The organism is Ruegeria alba (genome assembly GCF_022321465.1).
GTDB classification, from domain to species: Bacteria; Pseudomonadota; Alphaproteobacteria; order Rhodobacterales; family Rhodobacteraceae; genus Ruegeria_B; species Ruegeria_B alba.
The window spans coordinates 67044-86582 of the sequence record NZ_JAKOEM010000020.1 but is presented as its reverse complement, the minus strand read 5'-3'; the positions used below and the strand labels follow the sequence as shown (position 1 = coordinate 86582).

At 62.6% G+C, this 19539-nt stretch carries 19 protein-coding genes; 12 read left to right on the top strand and 7 right to left on the bottom strand.

The window, feature by feature from the left end; genetic code table 11:
- Positions 1 to 411: 411 nt before the first annotated feature.
- The gene (locus MB818_RS17945; protein WP_234137538.1) at positions 412 to 1221 is read left to right on the top strand and encodes a division plane positioning ATPase MipZ; all 810 of its coding nucleotides are present in this window, start codon (positions 412 to 414) and stop codon (positions 1219 to 1221) included.
- Here the strand turns inward: MB818_RS17945 and MB818_RS17940 are convergent, their stop codons facing one another.
- Together MB818_RS17940 and MB818_RS17935 are read right to left on the bottom strand one after the other, a co-directional pair.
- Positions 1222 to 2469: an adenylate/guanylate cyclase domain-containing protein gene (locus MB818_RS17940; RefSeq protein WP_234167736.1), complete on the bottom strand. Its 1248-nt coding sequence runs from the start codon at positions 2467 to 2469 to the stop codon at positions 1222 to 1224.
- 74 nt (positions 2470 to 2543) lie between these two features.
- Complete coding sequence (locus MB818_RS17935; protein WP_234215986.1) at positions 2544 to 2996, bottom strand: MarR family winged helix-turn-helix transcriptional regulator; 453 nt, start codon at positions 2994 to 2996, stop codon at positions 2544 to 2546.
- 58 nt (positions 2997 to 3054) lie between these two features.
- On the opposite strand from MB818_RS17935, the gene hmgA reads away from it, so the two are divergent.
- From hmgA to MB818_RS17885, 10 genes are all read left to right on the top strand, one after another.
- The gene (gene hmgA, locus MB818_RS17930) at positions 3055 to 4410 is read left to right on the top strand and encodes a homogentisate 1,2-dioxygenase (protein WP_234137535.1); all 1356 of its coding nucleotides are present in this window, start codon (positions 3055 to 3057) and stop codon (positions 4408 to 4410) included.
- A 73-nt stretch (positions 4411 to 4483) separates the two neighbouring features.
- On the top strand, positions 4484 to 5737 hold the full coding sequence (gene fahA / locus MB818_RS17925; protein WP_238905926.1) for a fumarylacetoacetase: 1254 nt from the start codon (positions 4484 to 4486) through the stop codon (positions 5735 to 5737).
- 7 nt (positions 5738 to 5744) lie between these two features.
- The gene (locus tag MB818_RS17920; protein ID WP_238905925.1) at positions 5745 to 6104 is read left to right on the top strand and encodes a VOC family protein; all 360 of its coding nucleotides are present in this window, start codon (positions 5745 to 5747) and stop codon (positions 6102 to 6104) included.
- 3 nt (positions 6105 to 6107) lie between these two features.
- A complete protein-coding gene (locus MB818_RS17915; RefSeq protein WP_234137532.1) occupies positions 6108 to 7058 on the top strand; it encodes an MBL fold metallo-hydrolase in 951 nt (316 codons plus the stop codon).
- Positions 7059 to 7241: 183 nt separating this feature from the next.
- Positions 7242 to 8855 carry an FAD-dependent oxidoreductase gene (locus tag MB818_RS17910; RefSeq protein ID WP_238905924.1) on the top strand — a complete coding sequence of 538 codons (1614 nt, stop codon included), beginning with the start codon at positions 7242 to 7244 and terminating at the stop codon, positions 8853 to 8855.
- Positions 8856 to 8860: 5 nt separating this feature from the next.
- Entirely contained in the window at positions 8861 to 9055 is a 195-nt protein-coding gene (locus tag MB818_RS17905) for a DUF2783 domain-containing protein (protein ID WP_234137530.1), read from the top strand.
- Positions 9056 to 9059: 4 nt separating this feature from the next.
- Positions 9060 to 9605, top strand: a complete 546-nt coding sequence (locus MB818_RS17900) for a VOC family protein (RefSeq protein WP_234137529.1) — start codon at positions 9060 to 9062, stop codon at positions 9603 to 9605.
- 158 nt (positions 9606 to 9763) lie between these two features.
- On the top strand, positions 9764 to 10402 hold the full coding sequence (maiA, locus tag MB818_RS17895) for a maleylacetoacetate isomerase (protein WP_234137528.1): 639 nt from the start codon (positions 9764 to 9766) through the stop codon (positions 10400 to 10402).
- A 130-nt stretch (positions 10403 to 10532) separates the two neighbouring features.
- Positions 10533 to 11492, top strand: a complete 960-nt coding sequence (gene speB, locus MB818_RS17890) for an agmatinase (RefSeq protein ID WP_234162711.1) — start codon at positions 10533 to 10535, stop codon at positions 11490 to 11492.
- 67 nt (positions 11493 to 11559) lie between these two features.
- Positions 11560 to 11910 carry a DOPA 4,5-dioxygenase family protein gene (locus tag MB818_RS17885; RefSeq protein WP_234137526.1) on the top strand — a complete coding sequence of 117 codons (351 nt, stop codon included), beginning with the start codon at positions 11560 to 11562 and terminating at the stop codon, positions 11908 to 11910.
- Between the two features lie 4 nt (positions 11911 to 11914).
- Here the strand turns inward: MB818_RS17885 and MB818_RS17880 are convergent, their stop codons facing one another.
- From MB818_RS17880 to MB818_RS17860, 5 genes are all read right to left on the bottom strand, one after another.
- Positions 11915 to 12760 (bottom strand): GNAT family N-acetyltransferase, encoded by an 846-nt coding sequence (locus tag MB818_RS17880; protein WP_238905923.1) that lies wholly within the window; start codon positions 12758 to 12760, stop codon positions 11915 to 11917.
- Between the two features lies 1 nt (position 12761).
- On the bottom strand, positions 12762 to 14390 hold the full coding sequence (locus tag MB818_RS17875; protein ID WP_238905922.1) for an acyl-CoA synthetase: 1629 nt from the start codon (positions 14388 to 14390) through the stop codon (positions 12762 to 12764).
- Positions 14391 to 14531: 141 nt separating this feature from the next.
- Complete coding sequence (locus tag MB818_RS17870; RefSeq protein ID WP_234137554.1) at positions 14532 to 15797, bottom strand: ABC transporter permease; 1266 nt, start codon at positions 15795 to 15797, stop codon at positions 14532 to 14534.
- A 5-nt stretch (positions 15798 to 15802) separates the two neighbouring features.
- A complete protein-coding gene (locus MB818_RS17865; RefSeq protein WP_234165789.1) occupies positions 15803 to 16609 on the bottom strand; it encodes an ABC transporter ATP-binding protein in 807 nt (268 codons plus the stop codon).
- A 108-nt stretch (positions 16610 to 16717) separates the two neighbouring features.
- The gene (locus tag MB818_RS17860; RefSeq protein ID WP_234215992.1) at positions 16718 to 17725 is read right to left on the bottom strand and encodes a taurine ABC transporter substrate-binding protein; all 1008 of its coding nucleotides are present in this window, start codon (positions 17723 to 17725) and stop codon (positions 16718 to 16720) included.
- 397 nt (positions 17726 to 18122) lie between these two features.
- Here MB818_RS17860 and MB818_RS17855 point away from each other — a divergent pair, with 397 nt between their 5' ends.
- Positions 18123 to 19520: an aminotransferase family protein gene (locus MB818_RS17855; protein ID WP_234137521.1), complete on the top strand. Its 1398-nt coding sequence runs from the start codon at positions 18123 to 18125 to the stop codon at positions 19518 to 19520.
- Positions 19521 to 19539: the final 19 nt, after the last annotated feature.

Genomic DNA, 19539 nt, shown 5'->3' with positions numbered 1-19539 from the left:
CATACCGCCAATGCCGAGGGCGAACGCTCGGGCGATGACGACGTGCAGGAGGCGTTCGTGATCTACAAGCCCACCGGTCAGATCATCTGGGCGCTTGTGGACGGTGAGGGGCAGAGCGAGATCAACCTCCAGATCGGCAAGGAGGTGTTCGACCTGCTGGCCTAAGGAGGCTTGGGTCATCACAGACAGGGTGGGCGCGCGTCAATCCTCTGACCAATGGAACTTCACCGGTCAGAAGCGCCCCTTCGCGCGCCCCCCCAGTTCTGCACAGCGTTTTGCAGCGTGTCTGCAAGAAGACATTACTAATATCTGACCGTTGCGTTTGTCTGCGCTTCCCTTCATCCCAGACACAACATATAGTATGCCCCAATACCGTGCCGACAAAGGTTCGGAGATCAGGGGACGCAGGCAATGGCGCATATCATCGTCGTCGGCAACGAAAAGGGCGGCGCGGGCAAATCCACCGTATCCATGCATGTGGCCAGCGCGCTGGCGCGGCTGGGCTACAAGGTCAACACGCTGGACCTGGATCTGCGCCAGCGCAGCCTGGGCCGCTATTTCGAAAACCGCGCGGCCTTCAACAAGGCATCAGGGCTGGACCTGCCCTCGCCCCGCAACCACGACCTGCCCGAGATCGACCCGGCCTCGCTGAAGCCGGGCGAGAACGTGTTCGACCATCGCCTGTCCGCTGCGGTGGCACGGCTCGAGGCAGACAGCGATTTCATCCTGATCGACTGCCCCGGCTCACATACAAGGCTGAGCCAGGTGGCGCATTCGCTGGCCGACACGCTGGTCACCCCGCTGAACGACAGTTTCGTCGATTTCGACCTGCTGGCGCGGATCGATTCCAGCGGCGAAAAGATCCTTGGCCCCTCGGTCTATTCCGAAATGGTCTGGAACGCGCGCCAATTGCGGGCGCAGGCCGGGCTGAAACCGATCGACTGGGTCGTGGTGCGCAACCGCGTCGGCACCCAGCGCATGGTCAACAAGGAAAAGATGGAACGCGCCATCGAGATGCTGGCCAGCCGCATCGGGTTCCGTATCGCACCCGGTTTCTCGGAGCGCGTGATCTTTCGTGAACTGTTTCCGCGCGGGCTGACGCTCCTTGACCTCAAGGACGTTGGGGTCAAGCAGCTCAACATCTCGAACATCGCCGCCCGGCAAGAGCTGCGCGACATGATGAAAGCGCTGCAACTGCCCGGCGTCGAGATCGATTTCTGATCAGGCCGGCGCTTCGTAGATGGTATAGAGTTCCTGCGGTTCGGACACGCCACGCAGCATGTACCTGCCCAGGCTGACCAGATCATGCGCCGTATGGCCCGCGATCTCGGCCACCGGTTCGGACAGGATGATGTTGCGCCCGACCGACCGGTGCAGGCCGGACAGGCGCACCGTCAGGTTGACCGCCGGACCGATCACGGTGAAATCCAGCCGGTTCTCGGCGCCGATATTGCCATAGAGGATCTCGCCCGCATGCAGGGCCAGCGTGACCCCGGTCGTGGTCTCTCCCTGGGCCTGACGCTCGGCGTTCTTCTGCTCCATGCAACGGCGCATCTGCACCACTGCGTCCAGCCCTGCCGCCGCCGACTGTTCGGGCGTCTCAAGGTTGAACATGGCAAGGATCCCATCGCCCAGGAATTTCAGGATATTGCCACCATGCTCCTGGATGATCGCCACCGCCATGCCGAAATAGTCGTTCAGCATCGCGATTAGCTCGGGCCCCGGTGTGCGTTCGGTCAGTGCGGTGAAGTCCTTGAGGTCAAAGTAACACAGCACCGCGTCGATCTGCTGGAGCGATCCGCGCTGGATCTCTCCCGACAACACCCGCCGACCCGCGTCGCGCCCCAGATAGACCTGAAGAAGGTCGCCAGCCATCTGCCGGTTGGCCGCCGATTTCAGCGCCAGCGCCAGCTGCGGCAGCGACTCGCGCACCAGCCGCAGATCGGTGTCCGAGAACCCGTCCGGCCCGTTGCTCGTCCACGAGATCAGCACCCCTTCGGGCGTGTTCGCCGGGTCGATACGCTCGAAATGCGCGCGTTTTTCCAGGATCACGCCAGCGGCGAAATAATCGGTCGCCCCACGCTCGCGCAGCTCGTTGAGCAGCGGAAAGCGGCTGTCGACATTGCTGTCCAGCAGACGTTCCCGATACTCCTGCTCGCCGCTGTCGAGCAGGTGATAGAGCGGACTGCGTATCCAGGCCGCGTTCGGGGTCTCGGTATAGCCGTATTCCTCGCTGGATACCCCCTGTTCACGGAACCAGTTGAATCCGAGCCCGCCATATTTCGGATGAAACGCGCTCTGCGCCACATGCAGGCGATAGAGCGGCACGCCAAGTTCCACCAGCCGCTCGCAATAGCCATGCAGCAATTCGTCCTGCCGCGCGCCTTCGAGACCGCGTTGCAGCAGCCACGAGATCAGCTGTACCGAAGAGGCATCCGCCTCTGCGTGAAATTGCCCTGCCGCATCCATATGTCTCTCCAGCCCCGTGGCACCTGCGCCTGTCACGGGATCTATCTATGCGGTCACACCCCCGGTTTCGAGGGTCACTCCATCGCTGCCAAACGCCGCAGCATGACCCGCAACAGTGCCACCTCGCCCTTGGTGAACTTGGCCGCCATCCGTGCGTCATACTGCTCGGCAATGCCGCGCAACTCGCGGTAGACCGCCTCTCCCGTCGGGGTCAATGCCAAACGCTCGGACCGGCGGTCGCGCTCATCACGAGTGCGTGTAAGATAACGCCGTTGCCCCAGCTTGGCGACCGCGCGGCTGACCTTTGTCTTGTGGATCAGCGCCAGATCGCCAATCTGCTTGGCCGTCATCTCGCCGGAATTTCCCAGGTGAAACAGCACCCGCCACTCTGTCCGCAGCATGCCATAGCGATTCTTGTAGACCTGCTGAAACTCCAAAGAACTCTGCTCGGCCGCCTGATTCAGCAGGAATGGCAGGAAACTTCGCAACTCAAAGTCATCATTTTCGGGTAATTTGGTCTCTGTCATGCTTGTTAGTTACAAAATCAACTATTAATCCGCAAGCAGATTACCGGAGACACGCGACATGAACCGACCGACAGACCCCCATCTGCTGACGCAGGCCGCGACGCCCGCCGGCACGACCGAAGGTTACATGCCGGGCTGGGGCAACGATTTCGAGACCGAGGCACTGCCCGGCGCCCTGCCCCAGGGCATGAACAGCCCGCAGAAATGCAACTATGGCCTTTATGGCGAACAGCTGAGTGGCACCGCCTTTACCGCGACCCGCCCCGAGCGCACCTGGTGCTATCGCATCCGGCCCTCGGTCAAGCATTCGCACCGCTATGAAAAGATCGACCTGCCCTATTGGAAATCGGCCCCCTGTATCGACCCCGATGTGATCAGCCTGGGCCAGTACCGTTGGGACCCGGTGGCACATTCGGGCGCGGGGCTGACCTGGCTCACCGGCATGCGCACCATGACCACCGCCGGGGACGTGAATACCCAGGTCGGAATGGCCAGCCATATCTATCTGGTCACCGAGTCGATGGTGGACGACTATTTCTTCTCCGCCGACAGCGAGCTGCTGGTGGTCCCGCAAGAGGGCCGGCTGCGCTTTGCCACCGAGCTGGGCATCATCGACGTCGAACCCAAGGAAATCGCCATCCTGCCGCGCGGCCTGGTCTACCGGGTCGAGGTGCTGGAAGGCCCCTGCCGTGGCTTTGTCTGCGAAAACTATGGCCAGAAGTTCGAACTGCCGGGCCGTGGCCCGATCGGTGCCAACTGCATGGCCAATCCGCGCGACTTCAAATCGCCGGTCGCCGCGTTCGAAGATCGCGAGGCGCCCTCGACCGTGACCGTGAAATGGTGCGGCCAGTTCCACACCACCCGGATCGGTCACAGCCCGCTGGACGTTGTGGCCTGGCACGGCAATTACGCCCCGGTCAAATACGACCTACGCAATTATTGCCCGGTGGGCGCGATCCTGTTCGACCATCCCGATCCGTCGATCTTCACCGTGCTGACCGCGCCGTCGGGCGTGCCGGGCACCGCCAATATCGACTTTGTCCTGTTCCGCGAGCGCTGGATGGTGATGGAAGATACCTTCCGCCCGCCTTGGTATCACAAGAACATCATGTCCGAGCTGATGGGCAACATCTATGGTCAGTATGACGCCAAGCCGCAGGGTTTTGTCCCCGGCGGGATGAGCCTGCACAACATGATGCTGCCGCATGGGCCGGACAAGGAAGCGTTCGAGAAGGCGTCGAACGCCAATCTCGGCCCCGACAAGCTGGACCATACCATGTCGTTCATGTTCGAGACCCGTTTCCCGCAGCACCTGACCGAATTCGCCGCCAAGGAAGCGCCGTTGCAGGACGACTACATCGACTGCTGGACCTCGCTGGAGAAGAAGTTCGACGGCACCCCCGGCAAGAAATAGGCTGCGGCTGAGGGGGCCCGGATTTTTCGACGAAAAATCCCGGCCCCGCCCGTGACAAGCGTTTGGAGACAACATGCCCCTTCTGAAATCCTGGGTGGCTTCGGCCAACGATGCCAATCACCCGTTTCCGCTGAACAACCTGCCCTATGGCGTCTTCTCGACCGGCGAGGACGATCCCCGCTGTGGCGTCGCCATCGGCGACATGATCCTCGACATCGCCGCCGCCGAGGCCGAGGGCCTGATCGCACTGACCGACTATCCGCTGTTCGACGTGCCCTATTGGAACGACCTGATGGAGGAAGGCCCCGCCGTCTGGGCCGCCCTGCGCGAGCGGTTGACTGCGCTTTTGGCCAAAGGGTCGAAAGAGCAGGAGGCTGTCGAACCGCTGCTGGTCCCGATGGCCGAGGCCACGCTGCACATGCCGCTGGTGGTCAGCGAATACACCGACTTCTATGCCGGCAAGCAGCACGCTCAGAACATGGGCGCGATCCTGCGCGGTTCGCCCGATCTGCCGGCCAACTGGCTGCATATCCCGATCGGCTACAATGGCCGCGCCTCCTCGGTCGTGGTTTCGGGGACGCCGATCCACCGCCCCAATGGCCAGACCAAGGCCCCCGATGCCGAGATGCCGTCATTCGGTCCCTCGAAACGGCTCGATATCGAGCTGGAGATGGGCGCCATCGTCGGCACCGGGTCCGAGTTCGGCCAGCCGATCACGGTGGACGAGGCCGATGCGATGATCTTTGGCTATGTGCTGCTGAACGACTGGTCGGCGCGCGATATCCAGGGCTGGGAATATCAGCCGCTGGGGCCGTTCCAGGGCAAGGCATTCGGCACCTCGATCAGCCCATGGATCGTGACCGCCTCCGCGCTGGAGCCGTTCCGCGCCCCCACGCCGCCGCGTGAAAAACAGCTGCTGCCTTATCTGAGCGGCAGCAAGGACGGGCTTTACAACATCGAGCTTGAGGTTCTGATGCAGCCCGAAGGCGCCGATCACGCTTCGGTCATCGCCAGGACCAACTATAGCCGCATGTACTATTCGGCGGCCGAGCAGCTCTGCCATCACGCCATTGGTGGCTGCGCGATGAATGCAGGCGATCTGTTGGGCTCTGGCACCATCTCGGGGCCGGAGCGCAGCGAATTCGGCTCGCTGATGGAGCTCAGCTGGGCCGGGCGCGAGCCCTTCACGCTGGAGACCGGCGAGACCCGGGGCTTTATCGAGGATGGCGACACGCTGACCCTGCGCGGCAATGCGCGCGGCGATGGCTATACCATCGGCTTTGGCGATTGCGTGGGCCAGATCCTGCCCGCCAAGGCCTGGGGCTGAGCCGCCCATGACCCTGGCCCTCGACCATATTCAGATCGCGATCCCCGCCGGGGGCGAGGGCGCGGCGCGCGCCTTCTGGTGCGCGGGTCTGGGTCTGGTCGAGATCGCCAAGCCCGATGCGCTGAAGGCGCGCGGCGGGCTGTGGCTGGCGCTCAATGGCGCCGAACTGCATCTGGGGGTGGAGCCGGACTTCACCCCCGCACGCAAGGCCCATCCGGGCTTTGCCGTCATTGACATAGACACCGTCGCCGCGCGGATCGAGGCCCTTGGCCAGAGCCCGCGCTGGGACGACACAATCGAGAACCGCCGCCGGTTCTTTGCCGAAGACCCCTTTGGCAACCGGCTGGAATTCCTGGAAAGGGACTGACACATGGCCAAGGCATTCGCGTCGCAAGGCGACATGAGCGAGAAGAAGATCAGCTTTACCGAGGTGGGCGAGGGGCTTTATGCCTTTACCGCCGAGGGCGACCCCAATTCCGGCGTCATCATCGGCGATGACAGCGTCATGGTGGTCGAGGCTCAGGCCACCCCCCGCCTGGCGCAAAAGGTGATCGACTGTATCCGCGAGGTCACCGACAAGCCGATTTCCCATGTGGTGCTGACCCATTACCACGCCGTGCGCGTGCTGGGCGCCAGCGCATTCGGTGCCGGTCAGGTGATCATGTCCGACACCGCCCGTTCGATGGTGGTTGAACGCGGGCAAGAGGATTGGGACAGCGAGTTCCAGCGCTTTCCGCGCCTGTTCGAGGGGCATGAGAGCATTCCGGGCCTGACCTGGCCCACCACCACATTCTCGGACAGCATGACCGTTTATCTGGGCAACCGCCGGGTCGATATCATGCATCTGGGCCGCGCCCACACGGCGGGTGACGCGGTGATCCATGTGCCGGATCAGAACGTGATGTTCACCGGCGATATCGTCGAATACCACTCGGCCTGCTATTGCGGCGACGGGCATTTCAACGACTGGGGCAATACGCTGGACAACATCGCCTGGTTCGACGTGGACGCGATTGCGCCGGGACGCGGCGATGCATTGGTCGGCAAGGAGATGGTGAATGCCGCCATCGAGAACACCCGCGATTTCGTACAAAGCACCTATCGCCCGGCCGCCCGTGTCGCCGCACGCGGCGGCTCGCTGAAAGAGGCCTGGGACGCGGTGCGCGCCGAATGCGATCCCAAATTCGCCGATTACGCGATCTACGAGCATTGCCTGCCGTTCAACGTGGCGCGCGCCTATGACGAGGCGCGCGGCATCGACACGCCGCGCATCTGGACCGCGCAACGTGACCTGGAAATGTGGGAGGCCCTGCAAGGCTGACCCCTAAAGGGGGGACCCGCCCGTGCGGATGAGCCCCCGGCCCGAACGACATTGATCCAGATCGTGTCGCGCCGGGTGAACTGATGAGACGATGTGACAAGACCTCTGGCGGGTGCCCGGCAGAGGACGGGAGACTTGCGCCCTCGGCCTGCCGGGTGCGCCCAGACCTGGGAGGAGAGACCCATGAACAAAATCTTCGAAGTCCCACTCTATGCCTATGAGCGCAGTGCCGATCAGGACGCCTCCAGCCCGGCACGCCACAAGGTGATCGTGATCGGCGCAGGCCCCATCGGGCTGGCCGCCGCCATCGACCTTGCCCAACAGGGGATCGAGGTCGTGGTGCTGGACGACAATGACAAGGTCAGCTTTGGCAGCCGCGCGGTCTGTTATGCCAAGCGCCCGCTGGAGATCCTCGACCGGCTGGGATGTGGTCAGCCGATGGTCGACAAGGGGGTCGAGTGGAACCTGGGCAAGGTGTTCTTTGACGATCGGCAGGTCTATGACTTCAACCTGCTGCCCGAAGGCGGCCACCAGCGCCCCGCCTTCATCAACCTCCAGCAATACTATTTCGAGGAATACCTGGTGAACCGGGTCCGCGAATTGCAGGAGGCCGGTGCACCGATCGAAATCCGCGGCCGCAACAAGGTCGAGGCGATCGGCACCCATGCCGACCATGTAAAGCTGGAGGTCGAGACGCCCGAAGGCTCGTACACCGTCGAGGCCGACTGGCTGATCGCCTGCGATGGCGCAGGTTCACCGGTGCGCTCGATGCTGGGACTCGATTTCGTGGGCCGCGTGTTCGAGGACAACTTCCTGATTGCCGACGTGATCATGGATGCCGGTTTCCCGACCGAGCGCTGGTTCTGGTTCGATCCGCCCTTCAACCGGGGTCAATCCGCCCTGCTGCACAAGCAGCCTGACAATGTCTGGCGCATCGACCTGCAACTGGGTTGGGATATCGACAAGGAGCGTGAAAAGCGCCCCGAGAACGTGATTCCGCGCCTCAAGGCGATGCTGGGCGAGGATGTGCAGTTCGAGCTGGAATGGGTCTCGATCTACACGTTCCAGTGCCGCCGGATGGAGAAGTTCCGCCATGGCCGGGTGCTGTTCGCGGGCGACGCGGCACATCAGGTTTCGCCGTTCGGCGCACGCGGGGCGAATTCCGGCCTGCAGGATACCGACAACCTGATCTGGAAGCTGAAACTGGTGATGGAGGGCAAGGCACCCGAAAGCCTGCTGAACAGCTATGATATGGAGCGGATCCACGGCGCGGATGAGAATATCCTCAATTCGTCGCGCTCGACCGATTTCATCACGCCCAAATCCGAGATGTCGCGCGTCCTGCGCGACGCGGTGCTGGACCTGAGCGAGCAGTATGAATTCGCCCGCCCGCTGGTGAATTCGGGCCGCTTGTCGGTGCCCTGCACCTATGACGGCTCGCCGCTCAACTCGGCCGATGCGCTGCTGGACGGCCCGGCACGCACCCGTCCCGGCAGCCCCTGCCCCGACGCGCCGCTGGGCGACGGGTTCCTGCTGCCAAAACTGGGCGACAAGTTCATCCTGCTGACCATCGACGCCGATGCCCCCGACCTGATCGAGGAAGAGGGGATCGAGGTCACGCGCCTGGCGCTGTCGGTCAAGGACGACCCGACGATGGAGCTGAAGCGCCGCTATCTGGGCGACAATGACAGCGCCGTCTACCTGATCCGCCCCGACCAGCATGTCGCCGCCCGCCGCGCGACATTCGACGAAAACCAGTTCCGGCACGCGATCCGCCGGGCCACCGGCAAGGAGTGAGCCTCATGTCCGATCTGACACTGACCCCGAACATCGCTGGCGCAGACGATTTCTATGCCGAACTGCTGGCCGCCCATGAGGGCCTCGACAAGGCGGAAAGCGACGCGCTCAACGCGCGCCTCGTGCTGGTTCTGGCCAACCATATCGGCGACCGCGCCGTCCTGTCCAAGGCGCTGAAAGCCGCCGCATTCAAGGAGTAACCCCATGAAGATCGAGAAAATCCACCACGTCGCCTATCGCTGCAAGGACGCCAAGGAAACCGTCGAGTGGTATGGCAAGATGCTGAACATGGACTTCATCCTGGCGATTGCCGAGGATCATGTCCCTTCGACCCATGAACCGGACCCGTATATGCATCTGTTCCTGGATGCAGGCGACGGCAACGTGCTGGCCTTCTTCGAACTGCCGACCAAGCCCGAGATGGGCCGCGACCCGAACACGCCGATCTGGGTCCAGCATATCGCGTTCAAGGTCAAGGACCGCGCGACATTGATCGAGTTCAAGGAACATCTGGAGGCCAATGGTGTCGAGGTTCTGGGCGTCACCGATCACTCGATCTTCCATTCGATCTATTTCTTCGATCCCAACGGCCACCGTGTCGAACTGGCTTGCCCGGACCCGGAGGAAGAGGCCCTTCTGAAGCGGATGGACGAGGTCAAGTGGGACATGCTCGAAGAGTGGTCGCGCACCAAGAAGGCGCCGCAGCACGCCGCGTGGCTGCACGCCAAGGAGCTGAACAAGACCGTCTGAGAACCGAGCAACAACAGGATGGGGTCCGGTGCAGGTCACCGGGCCCCTTTCGCGAGGAAGATCCGCGAAGGATTGAGAACCGCCATGGAGCGAAAGCTGTTAACACCGCGCGGGCAACAGCCTAACATCCGCCTGCCCCTGACAGGAGAGACGCCGGAATGACCGAAACGATCCTTTATGACTACTGGCGCTCGTCGGCCAGCTACCGGCTGCGCATCGCGCTCAACCTTGCGGGCATTGCCTATACGGCGGTGCCGGTCGATCTGGTCAAGGGGGAACACCGCTCCAAAGAACACCTCGCCCGTAATCCGCAGGGGCTGGTGCCGGTTCTCGAGATCGACGGCCTGCGGCTGACGCAGTCGCTGGCGATGCTCGACTATCTCGACCAGACCCGCGGGCTGGGACTGGTGCCCGCCGATCCGGCGGGCCGGGCGCAGGTACAGGCGCTGGCGCAGGCGATCGCTGTCGATATCCACCCGGTCTGCAACCTGAAGGTCGCGCGTCACGCCACCGACCTCAGTGGCGGCGCCGAGGACATGCCGGGCGCCTGGATGCGCCATTTCATCCGCCCCGGGCTGCAAGCCTTCGAGACGATGCTGGCCGGATTCGAACAATCGCCCTATTGCTGCGGCGATGCGCCCGGGCTGGCCGATATCTGCCTGATGCCCCAAATCTACAATGCGCGCCGCTGGGAAGTGGATATCAGCGACCTGCCACGCCTCTTGTCGGTCGAGGCGGCCTGTGCAAAACACCCGGCCTTTGCCGCCGCACATCCAGATCGTCACGCCCCCGCGTGATCTTGGCGCCGCCGGAAAACACACGTTTTCCGGCCCGTTTTCCGTGTCGGAAAACGGCCCCCGCCCGAAAGCCACTGGACAGCCCCGATCCGGGCGCCGTTAATGTGGCAAGGATGAGCGGGAGGCAGGCATGGCATCACACGGATATGACAGCGGACGGCTGAACCTGCCGTTTGTGGGGATCTGCACCTTTGGCAAATACCCCTATGTCGAAGATTGGGACAGTATCGACGCCGATGCGGCGGTCCTCGGCGCTCCATTCGATTTTGGCGCACAATGGCGATCAGGCGCACGCATGGGACCGCGGGCCATCCGCGAGGCCTCGACCCTGTTTTCCTTCGGCCATGCGGGCGCCTATGATTTCGAGGACGACATCACCTATCTCGATCCCGCCAAGGTGCGGATCGTCGATATCGGCGATGCCGATATCGTGCATACCGACACGCTGAAGAGCCATGCCAATATCGAATATGGGGTGCGCAAGATCCTGCAGGCCGGCGCCCTACCGGTCGTGCTGGGGGGCGATCATTCGGTCAATATCCCCTGCATCAATGCCTTTGACGATCAGGACCCGATCCATGTGGTGCAGATCGACGCGCATCTGGATTTTGTCGACGAACGGCATGGCGTGCGCTATGGCCACGGCAACCCGATGCGGCGCGCGGCGGAGAAGGCGCATGTCACCGGGCTGACCCAGATCGGTATCCGCAATGTCTCTTCCACCGCCAAGGACGGCTATGACGCCGCCCGCGCCATGGGATCGGATATCCAGTCGGTGCGACATGTGAGGCGGATGGGAACCGACGCGATGCTTGCCCGGATCCCCGCAGGCGTGCGGTATTACCTGACCATCGACATTGACGCCTTCGATCCCTCTATCGCGCCGGGAACCGGAACGCCCAGCCATGGAGGGTTCCAGTATTACGAGGTGCTTGAGCTGATCGACGGGCTGGCCCGGAGGGGCGATATCGTGGGCATCGACCTGGTCGAGGTCGCCCCGGACTATGACCAGACCGGCAGCACCTCGATCCTGGCGGCGCAACTGCTGATGAACACGCTGGGGCGGGTGCTGCACCACCGAAAACGCTGAAAGCGCACAGGTGCGGTTCGTCTGTACGGAATTGCAGGCACATTTTCGCATCGGCATATTGCCCCAGATGAAACAGGAGACACCGATGAACCAGTCCATCACCGGCTATCATGCCCATGTCTATTTCGACGCCGACAGCGTGGCGACCGCCCGGCAGGTCTGCGAACAGGCGGCGCACCTGTTTCCGGTGCAGATGGGCCGGGTTCACGCTCGGAATGTCGGCCCGCATCCGCGCTGGAGCTGCCAACTGGCTTTTGGCCCCGAGGACTTCGACAAGGTCGTGCCCTGGCTGATGCTGAACCGGCAGGGCTTGACCATATTTGCCCATCCCGAGACCGGCGACGAATTGCGCGATCATCGCGACCGCGCCATCTGGATGGGCGAGATGCTGGATCTGGACCTGTCGCTGTTCGACTAGCCGCTCAGCCCAGTTCCATTGTGGCAATCGCCTGCAACCCCGGACCTGTCTGCGGGACCGTGCCGCGATACATTCGGGCCGTTGCAAAGGGCACGGTGAATCCGGCACCTTCCAGCGCGCGGCATAGCGATGTATTGGCCTCGGGTAAATCGATGATCAGCGGGCAATTCGGTCGCTCAGCGGCGATATCCGCGACCAGGTCCAGTGCTGTGGCAGTGCTCGGCGCTATGATGGGGCCGATCTTGGTTCCTTCGCGACAGGCCCGCCATGAGGCAAAGCCAACGATCTCGCCGTCCTTTTGCAATACCCGCGTGGCCCGCTCGGGCTGGCCTGGTGCCAACCAGGCGTTCAGGAATGTCGGGCGGCTGAAGCCACCGGCAGCGGCATCGAGTTCGATCAGCCGTGGCATATCCGACAAGGCCGCTGACCGTATCTCAGGTGACCGAACCGCTGGCCAGCGCCCTTCGTGCCGCAGGCTGGCCCCGGTTCGCACAAAACCCGACTTTGCATAATTCGCCTCTTGCGCTGCCACACCATCGAGACCGACAGATCGGGTACCCGCGTGTTCCAGCGCACGGGTCCAGGTCGCCAGCCCGATCCCCTGCCCCCGCCAGTCGGGTCGGCAGAGAAAGAGGCCCAGAAAGGCGTTACCGGCATCGTGGTTGACCACCGAGATCGCCGCGACCGGCTCGCCTTTGACCCGCGTCAGAAAGAACCCCTGCGTGTCTGCGGCATGAAATGCCCGCGCATCGTCCAGCCCGGGGTTCCACCCCTCCTCTGCCGCCCAGTCCAGAACCATATCCAGATCCGGCAGGCCCATGGGTGCGATGGTCAGCCCCGGCAAACCCATGTCAGAGCGCCCTTGCCCGGTCACGCAGAACGAACTTCTGCACCTTTCCGGTCGAGGTCTTGGGCAACTCGCCGAACACAACGGTCCGTGGCGCCTTGAAATGCGCCATGTTCGCCCTGCAATAGTCGATGATCTCGGCCGCATCGGCCTCGGCCCCCGGTTTCAGCTCGACAAAGGCGCAAGGCGTCTCGCCCCATTTCTCGTCCGGCTTGGCGACCACGGCTGCCTCCATCACCGCCGGATGCTTGTAAAGCACACCCTCCACCTCGACAGACGAGATGTTCTCGCCGCCCGAGATGATGATGTCCTTGGACCGGTCCTTGAGCGCGATATAGCCATCGGGATGCATCACCCCCAGATCGCCCGAGGCGAACCAGCCACCGCGAAACGACTTGTCCGTGGCATCGGGGTTCTTGAGATACCCTTTCATCACCACGTTGCCCTGCATGAAGATCTCACCCATCGTCTCGCCATCGGCGGGCACAGGCTCCAGCGTGTCGGGATCCGCGACCATCAGGCCGGACAGCGCCGCGTTCTTGACCCCCTGGCGCACCTTCAGCGCCGCCCGTTCACTGGCTGGCCGCGCATCCCATTCCTCTTTCCAGGCACACACCACCGACGGACCATAGGTTTCGGTCAGGCCATAGACATGGGTCACCTCGACGCCCATCGCCTCCATCTTTTCGATCACGGCGGCGGGCGGCGGCGCGCCTGCGGTCATCACCTTGATCTGGTGGTCGAAATCCCTGAGATGCGCGGGCGCGTTGGCAAGCATGTTCAGCACGATGGGCGCGCCGCAGAAATGGGTCACCTTTTCCTCACGGAAAGCGCGATAGATCGGCTCGTCCCGTACCGCGCGCAGGCAGACGGACACCCCGGCATTGGCCGCCATGGTCCAGGGAAAACACCAGCCGTTGCAATGAAACATCGGCAAGGTCCAAAGATAGACCGAGTGTTTCGGCATCCCCCAGTCGAGGATATTGGTGTTCGCATTCAGCGCCGCGCCCCGGTGATGATAGACGACCCCCTTGGGGTTGCCGGTGGTGCCCGAGGTGTAGTTCAGCGCGATCGCGTCCCATTCATCATCCGGCAGCGACCAGGTGAATTCGGGGTCACCCTCGGCCAGCAGTTCCTCATAGGTCAGTGCGCCGAGCCGCTCCCCGCCTTCGAAACTGGGATCCTCGATGTCGATGACCAGCAGGTCGGGGCGGTCGATCTGTGCCAAGGCATCGCGCACCACGGCCGAGAATTCGGGATCGACGATCAGCGCCTTGGCCTCGGCATGGGTCAGGATGAAGGCGATGATCGGGGCATCGAGGCGGGTATTGATCGCGTTCAGCACCGCACCCACCATGGGCACGCCGAAATGCGCCTCGTACATCTCGGGGATATTGGCGGCGATGATCGAAACGGTGTCGCCCTTGCCGATCCCGCGCGCGGTCAGCGCCCCGGCCAGCCGGCGGCAGCGCGCATAGGTTTCCGCCCAGGTGTAGCGGCGGGTGCCGTACACCACCGAGGGGTAATCCGGATAGATCGCCGCCGTACGCTCGATCATGCTCAGCGGTGACAGCGGAGTAAAATTGGCACGTGTCCGGTCCAGATGCTGGTCATAGATGCTGTTGCCGGTCATGTCCTGTCCTCCCTGAGTGATGCCTTGCGCGCAGATGTGGCACAAACACGCCCGGCAAGGAAAGATCGTAATAACACGTGCCTGCCGCAACAATAGAACCGGGGCCCCGCAGGGCCCCGATTTTTTCTTGCCGAAGGTGGATCAGCCCTTGCTCTTCCAGGGTACCAGCACCCGTTCGGCCCAGCGCATCAGGATGTCGATGCCAAAGCCGATCACGCCGATCAGGATGATCCCCATGATCACGATATCGGTCAGCTGGAACTTGGACGCGACCATGATCATCATACCAGCGCCCTTTTCCGCCGCCACCAGTTCGGCGGCAACCACGGTGCCCCAGCAGACCCCCATCGCCACCCGCGCGCCGGTAAAGATCTCGGGCAGCGAGTTCGGAACGATCACGTATCGCATGATCTGCGCCTTGCTGGCGCCCAACGAATAGGCGGCGTGCACCTTCGAGATCCTGACCCCCGAGACGCCCGAGCGGGCGGCGATGGCCATGATCCACAAGGCCGCGAGGAACAGCAGGATGATCTTGCCCGTCTCGCCGATCCCCGCCCAGATGATGACCAGCGGGATCAGGGCCAGCGGCGGCACCGGGCGCATGAATTCGACGATCGGGTCGAACCAGCCGCGGAACCAGTCGCTCAACCCCATGGCATAGCCCAGCGGAATACCCACCAGCGCGCCAAAGAAGAAACCGGCGATCACGCGGAACAGGGAAAAGCCCAGATGTTCCCACAAGGTGCTGTCACGATAGCCCGACTTGGCAATCTCGCCCAGACGGCTGACCACGGCTTCGGGCGGCGGCAGCCAGATCGGCTCCATCTGCAAGCCCGAGGGCGGCCGGAAACTGATCGCCCCCTTGTCGGTCAGCGAAAACTGCCCTGACCCGGTCTTGATCGACTGACCTTCGGATATGGCGGTGCCGTCGATGGCCACGATCTTGGCGCCTTCCTTGCGCTTGGCCTCGTCATTCTTGTCAAAGATGATGGTGGTCGAGCGCGATGCGGTCATCGACACCGCATCGTCCTTGGCAAAGCCCGGCCCCGGATCCACGTCGAAATTCTCGGTCTTTTCACCAAAGGGGTAGACCTTGACATGGACGGTGGCGTCGTCGCGGGCGCCATTGGCATCCTCGAGCGTGTAGACAAACGAGGTGTCACCGACAAAAGGCGCCGGCGCGTGCAGGAACGAGGGCACGTATTTCGACCCGGTGAACGATCCCCAGATCAGAAAGATGGTGAGAACCGACACCACCGAGGCGATCCGGTTCGAGGTGACCGCGCTCTCGTCACCGAAAGTCACGGTCTTGAGCGAGGTAAAGTCATTGGTGGTCTTGCGCACGAAAAAGCGCACGGCCAGGAACGACCCGACAAAGATCGCCACATAGACCGCAAGGATAATCAGGCCGATCATTGTGCTGCCTCCGTGCGTCCCATGATTTCTTCCTCCATGTCCCAGATCATCGAGAGGATTTCCTCGCGCGTCTGGGAGTAGCCTTCGGATTTCTTGACCTCGCGCAGGTCCGCATTCACCCCCATATCGGCATAAGGCAGGCGGTATTCCTTGTGGATGCGTCCAGGGCGCGGCGCCATGACCAGCAGCCGTTCACCCAGCAAAAGGGCCTCTTCGACCGAGTGGGTGATCAGGATGATGGTCTTGCCGGTCTCTTTCCAGAGCTTCAGAACCAGGCCCTGCATCTTTTCGCGGGTCAGCGCGTCCAGCGCGCCCAGCGGCTCGTCCATCAGGATCACGTCGGGATCGTTGGCCAGACAACGGGCCAGCGCGACGCGCTGCTGCATGCCGCCGCTCAGCTCATAAATCGCCTTGTCCTTGAAATCGCCAAGGCCGGTCACGTCGAGCAGATGGTCGACATGGCTGCCATACTCCGCCTCGCGCTGCCCCTTCATGCGCGGGCCGAAGCTGACATTGTCGCGCACGTTCATCCATTCGAACAAGGCGCCCTGCTGGAACACCATGCCGCGTTCCGCGTCAGGTCCGTGGACCTTGTGCCCGTTCATGGCGATGTGGCCCTCGGTCGGCGCCAGAAACCCGGCGACAATATTCAACAATGTTGTCTTGCCGCAGCCCGAAGGGCCGAGCACGCTCATCAACTCGCCTTCCTTGATATGCAGCGTCACGTTTTTCAGCGCCTGCACCGAGCTGCCGTTCGGCAGGTCAAAGCGCATGGATATGTTTTCGATAGACAGTCCCGACATGGCCCGCCTTTCCTGTTGGAGATATTTGCAGGGGTATGGTGTCGCCGGTTCCGGGCAACATGCAAAATGCAGGCGGCGGGACAGCCCGCCGCCCGTCGTCCGGTCGGCTTACATGCCGCCTGCCGCGGCCAGCGGCCCGGTGTTCACGGCGTTCTCGTAGGTGTCCAGCGCGCTGTCGATGCTGCCCGCCTCGACGAACACATCCGCCACCCCCTTCATGAAGGTCTGCGCATTGCCGCCCAGCCAGGCACCGCTCATCTGCTCCTCGATGGTCGGGAACTTGAAGGTGGCGATGGTCGAGGCGGTCGCCTCTTCATCCATGCCGGCATCCTTGGCGATCAGCGGCAGCATCTCGGCATGGTTGGCCTCGTCCGCCCACATGGCGTTTGCATCCGCCGTCACCTTTAGGAACTTGGCAACCAGTTCGCTGTTCTCCGCGACCCAGCCCGCCGGGCCCGATGTCACGTCAAACACCAGGATACCCAGTTCGGTCTTTTCGTCACCGGTCAGCAGCACATTGCCATGCTCAAGCGCACGGCGCAGCGAGCCGCCCCAACCGCAGAACATGTCGACCGCGCCCTGGGCAATCGCCGCGGCGCCATCGGGCGGATCCATGTCGACAACGTCCATGCTGGCGACATCTACGCCGAAATGGTTCATCTGCTTGAGGAAACCATAGTGCGCGGCGGTGCCCAGCGGCACGGCAACCTTCTTGCCCGCCAGTTCACCGGCATTGTCCTTGTCGATCTCCAGCTCCGAGCGCACGACGCAGTTGTCGTTGTCGGCATAGGACACAGCCACATCGAGGATTTGCAGGTCCTGCCCGGCCGAGGTGGCAACCACGAAGGGCGGAACGCCCTGGCTGACAGACAGGTGCACATCGCCCGACGCCATCGCCGCCGACATCTTCACGCCGCTTTCGAAGCTGACCCAGTTGACCTTGACGCCCAGCGCCTCGTCATAGGTTCCCTTCTGCTTGGCGTATTCGAACGGCATCGGCCATTCGAGGAAGTAGGCCACGGTGATCTCGCCCTCGGCAGCCACCGCCGCAGGCATGGCGCCAACCGCCAGCGCCAGACCGGCCACAGCACCCAAAAGCTTCGTTTTTGCAGTCATCATCTAATTCTCCCTGTGTTCCGCCGGAATGGCGGAGGAATTTCGCGAACGGTTCAGCCGTTTCTGCTGTTTCGCGGGCCCTCGACCGAGCGCCCCTCCCTACTCCGAAAGGAAATCCCCCTTTCGATCAACGAATTTTTCTGCCATTGGGTCAAGTCTTGGACAGACCAACGTGCGGATTTCAAAACCTCAAATCTGGAAATACCTATATTTTTCAGCCCGCTATCCGGGGAAGCAGCGCAGCAAGCTGCCGTAAGGGCAGCCATATTGGATATATGTGAGGTATATTTCTGGCCCTATCGGATGCCCAGGATTTGACGTCTCTGGACTCTATCACGCGTCTCGGTTTTTCTGGGACATCGGAGTCGATCAAACAGTCATCAGGAGAGGGCCCCTCATGGACGGCACGTTCAACGAAAACGATCTGAGTCGGGTGGTCGAAGCCGACCGCGCCCATATCTGGCACCATCTGATCCAGCACAAACCCTTTGAGACCAACGACCCCCGCATCATCGTCGAAGGCAAGGGCATGCGGGTCTGGGATCAGAAGGGCAAAGAGCATCTCGACGCCGTCTCGGGCGGCGTCTGGACCGTCAACGTGGGCTATGGACGTGAGTCCATCTGCAAGGCGGTTTATGACCAGTTGATGAAACTTTGCTACTTTGCGAACTCGGCGGGCTCGATTCCCGGCGCGCTGTATGCGGAGAAGCTGATTTCCAAGATGCCGGGGATGAGCCGGGTCTATTACACCAACTCGGGCTCCGAGGCGAACGAGAAGGCGTTCAAGATGGTGCGCCAGATCGCGCACAAGAAATACGGCGGCAAGAAGACCAAGATCCTCTATCGTGACCGCGACTATCACGGCTCGACGCTGGCAGCGATGTCGGCGGGTGGCCAGGACGAGCGCAACGCGCAATACGGTCCCTTCGCACCGGATTTCGTCAAGGTTCCCCATTGCATGGAATACCGCAAGGAAGAGCTGGGGCTGGGTCATCTGTCGGGCGCCGAGTTCGGTCGCGCCGCTGCCGACCTGATCGAAGAGGTGATCCTGCGCGAGGGCCCCGAGACCGTCGGCGCGCTGTGCCTTGAGCCGGTGACCGCCGGTGGCGGCGTCATCACCCCGCCCGAAGGCTATTGGGAGCGGGTGCAGGAGATCTGCAAGCAATACGACGTGCTCTTGCATATCGACGAGGTCGTCTGTGGCATCGGCCGCACCGGCACCTGGTTCGGCTATCAGCAATACGGCATCAAGCCCGACTTCGTGACCATGGCCAAGGGCGTCGCCTCGGGCTATGCGGCCATCGCCTGCATGGTGACCACCGAAGAAGTGTTCGAGATGTTCAAGGATAACAGCGACGATCCGCTGAACTATTTCCGCGATATTTCGACCTTTGGCGGCTGCACCGCCGGCCCCGCCGCAGCGCTGGAAAACATGCGCATCATCGAGGATGAGGACCTGCTGGGCAATTGCACCGCCATGGGCGAGCGGATGCTGGGCAACCTGCACGCGCTGATGGAAAAGCACGCCGTGATCGGCGATGTGCGCGGCAAGGGCCTGTTCCTGGGCGCCGAGCTGGTGGCCAATCGCGAGACCAAGGAACCGGTGACCGAGAAACAGGCACAGGCCGTGGTTGCCGACTGCATGGCGCAGGGCGTGATCATCGGGGTGACCAACCGTTCGATCCCGGGTCGCAACAACACGCTGTGCTTCTCGCCGGCGCTGATCGCCACCGCCGAGGATATCGACGCCATCACCGATGCGGTCGATCAGGCGCTGACCCGCGTCTTCGGCTAGGACCGGGGGCCGCGACCGG

Bases quoted from the DNA above. Each gene is read 5' to 3' on its own strand.
- MB818_RS17945 (WP_234137538.1), top strand. From the start codon at position 412: ATGGCGCATATCATCGTCGTCGGCAACGAAAAGGGCGGCGCGGGCAAA.
- MB818_RS17940 (WP_234167736.1), bottom strand. From the start codon at position 2,469: ATGGATGCGGCAGGGCAATTTCACGCAGAGGCGGATGCCTCTTCGGTA.
- MB818_RS17935 (WP_234215986.1), bottom strand. From the start codon at position 2,996: ATGACAGAGACCAAATTACCCGAAAATGATGACTTTGAGTTGCGAAGT.
- hmgA (WP_234137535.1), top strand. From the start codon at position 3,055: ATGAACCGACCGACAGACCCCCATCTGCTGACGCAGGCCGCGACGCCC.
- fahA (WP_238905926.1), top strand. From the start codon at position 4,484: ATGCCCCTTCTGAAATCCTGGGTGGCTTCGGCCAACGATGCCAATCAC.
- MB818_RS17920 (WP_238905925.1), top strand. From the start codon at position 5,745: ATGACCCTGGCCCTCGACCATATTCAGATCGCGATCCCCGCCGGGGGC.
- MB818_RS17915 (WP_234137532.1), top strand. From the start codon at position 6,108: ATGGCCAAGGCATTCGCGTCGCAAGGCGACATGAGCGAGAAGAAGATC.
- MB818_RS17910 (WP_238905924.1), top strand. From the start codon at position 7,242: ATGAACAAAATCTTCGAAGTCCCACTCTATGCCTATGAGCGCAGTGCC.
- MB818_RS17905 (WP_234137530.1), top strand. From the start codon at position 8,861: ATGTCCGATCTGACACTGACCCCGAACATCGCTGGCGCAGACGATTTC.
- MB818_RS17900 (WP_234137529.1), top strand. From the start codon at position 9,060: ATGAAGATCGAGAAAATCCACCACGTCGCCTATCGCTGCAAGGACGCC.
- maiA (WP_234137528.1), top strand. From the start codon at position 9,764: ATGACCGAAACGATCCTTTATGACTACTGGCGCTCGTCGGCCAGCTAC.
- speB (WP_234162711.1), top strand. From the start codon at position 10,533: ATGGCATCACACGGATATGACAGCGGACGGCTGAACCTGCCGTTTGTG.
- MB818_RS17885 (WP_234137526.1), top strand. From the start codon at position 11,560: ATGAAACAGGAGACACCGATGAACCAGTCCATCACCGGCTATCATGCC.
- MB818_RS17880 (WP_238905923.1), bottom strand. From the start codon at position 12,760: ATGGGTTTGCCGGGGCTGACCATCGCACCCATGGGCCTGCCGGATCTG.
- MB818_RS17875 (WP_238905922.1), bottom strand. From the start codon at position 14,390: ATGACCGGCAACAGCATCTATGACCAGCATCTGGACCGGACACGTGCC.
- MB818_RS17865 (WP_234165789.1), bottom strand. From the start codon at position 16,609: ATGTCGGGACTGTCTATCGAAAACATATCCATGCGCTTTGACCTGCCG.
- MB818_RS17860 (WP_234215992.1), bottom strand. From the start codon at position 17,725: ATGACTGCAAAAACGAAGCTTTTGGGTGCTGTGGCCGGTCTGGCGCTG.
- MB818_RS17855 (WP_234137521.1), top strand. From the start codon at position 18,123: ATGGACGGCACGTTCAACGAAAACGATCTGAGTCGGGTGGTCGAAGCC.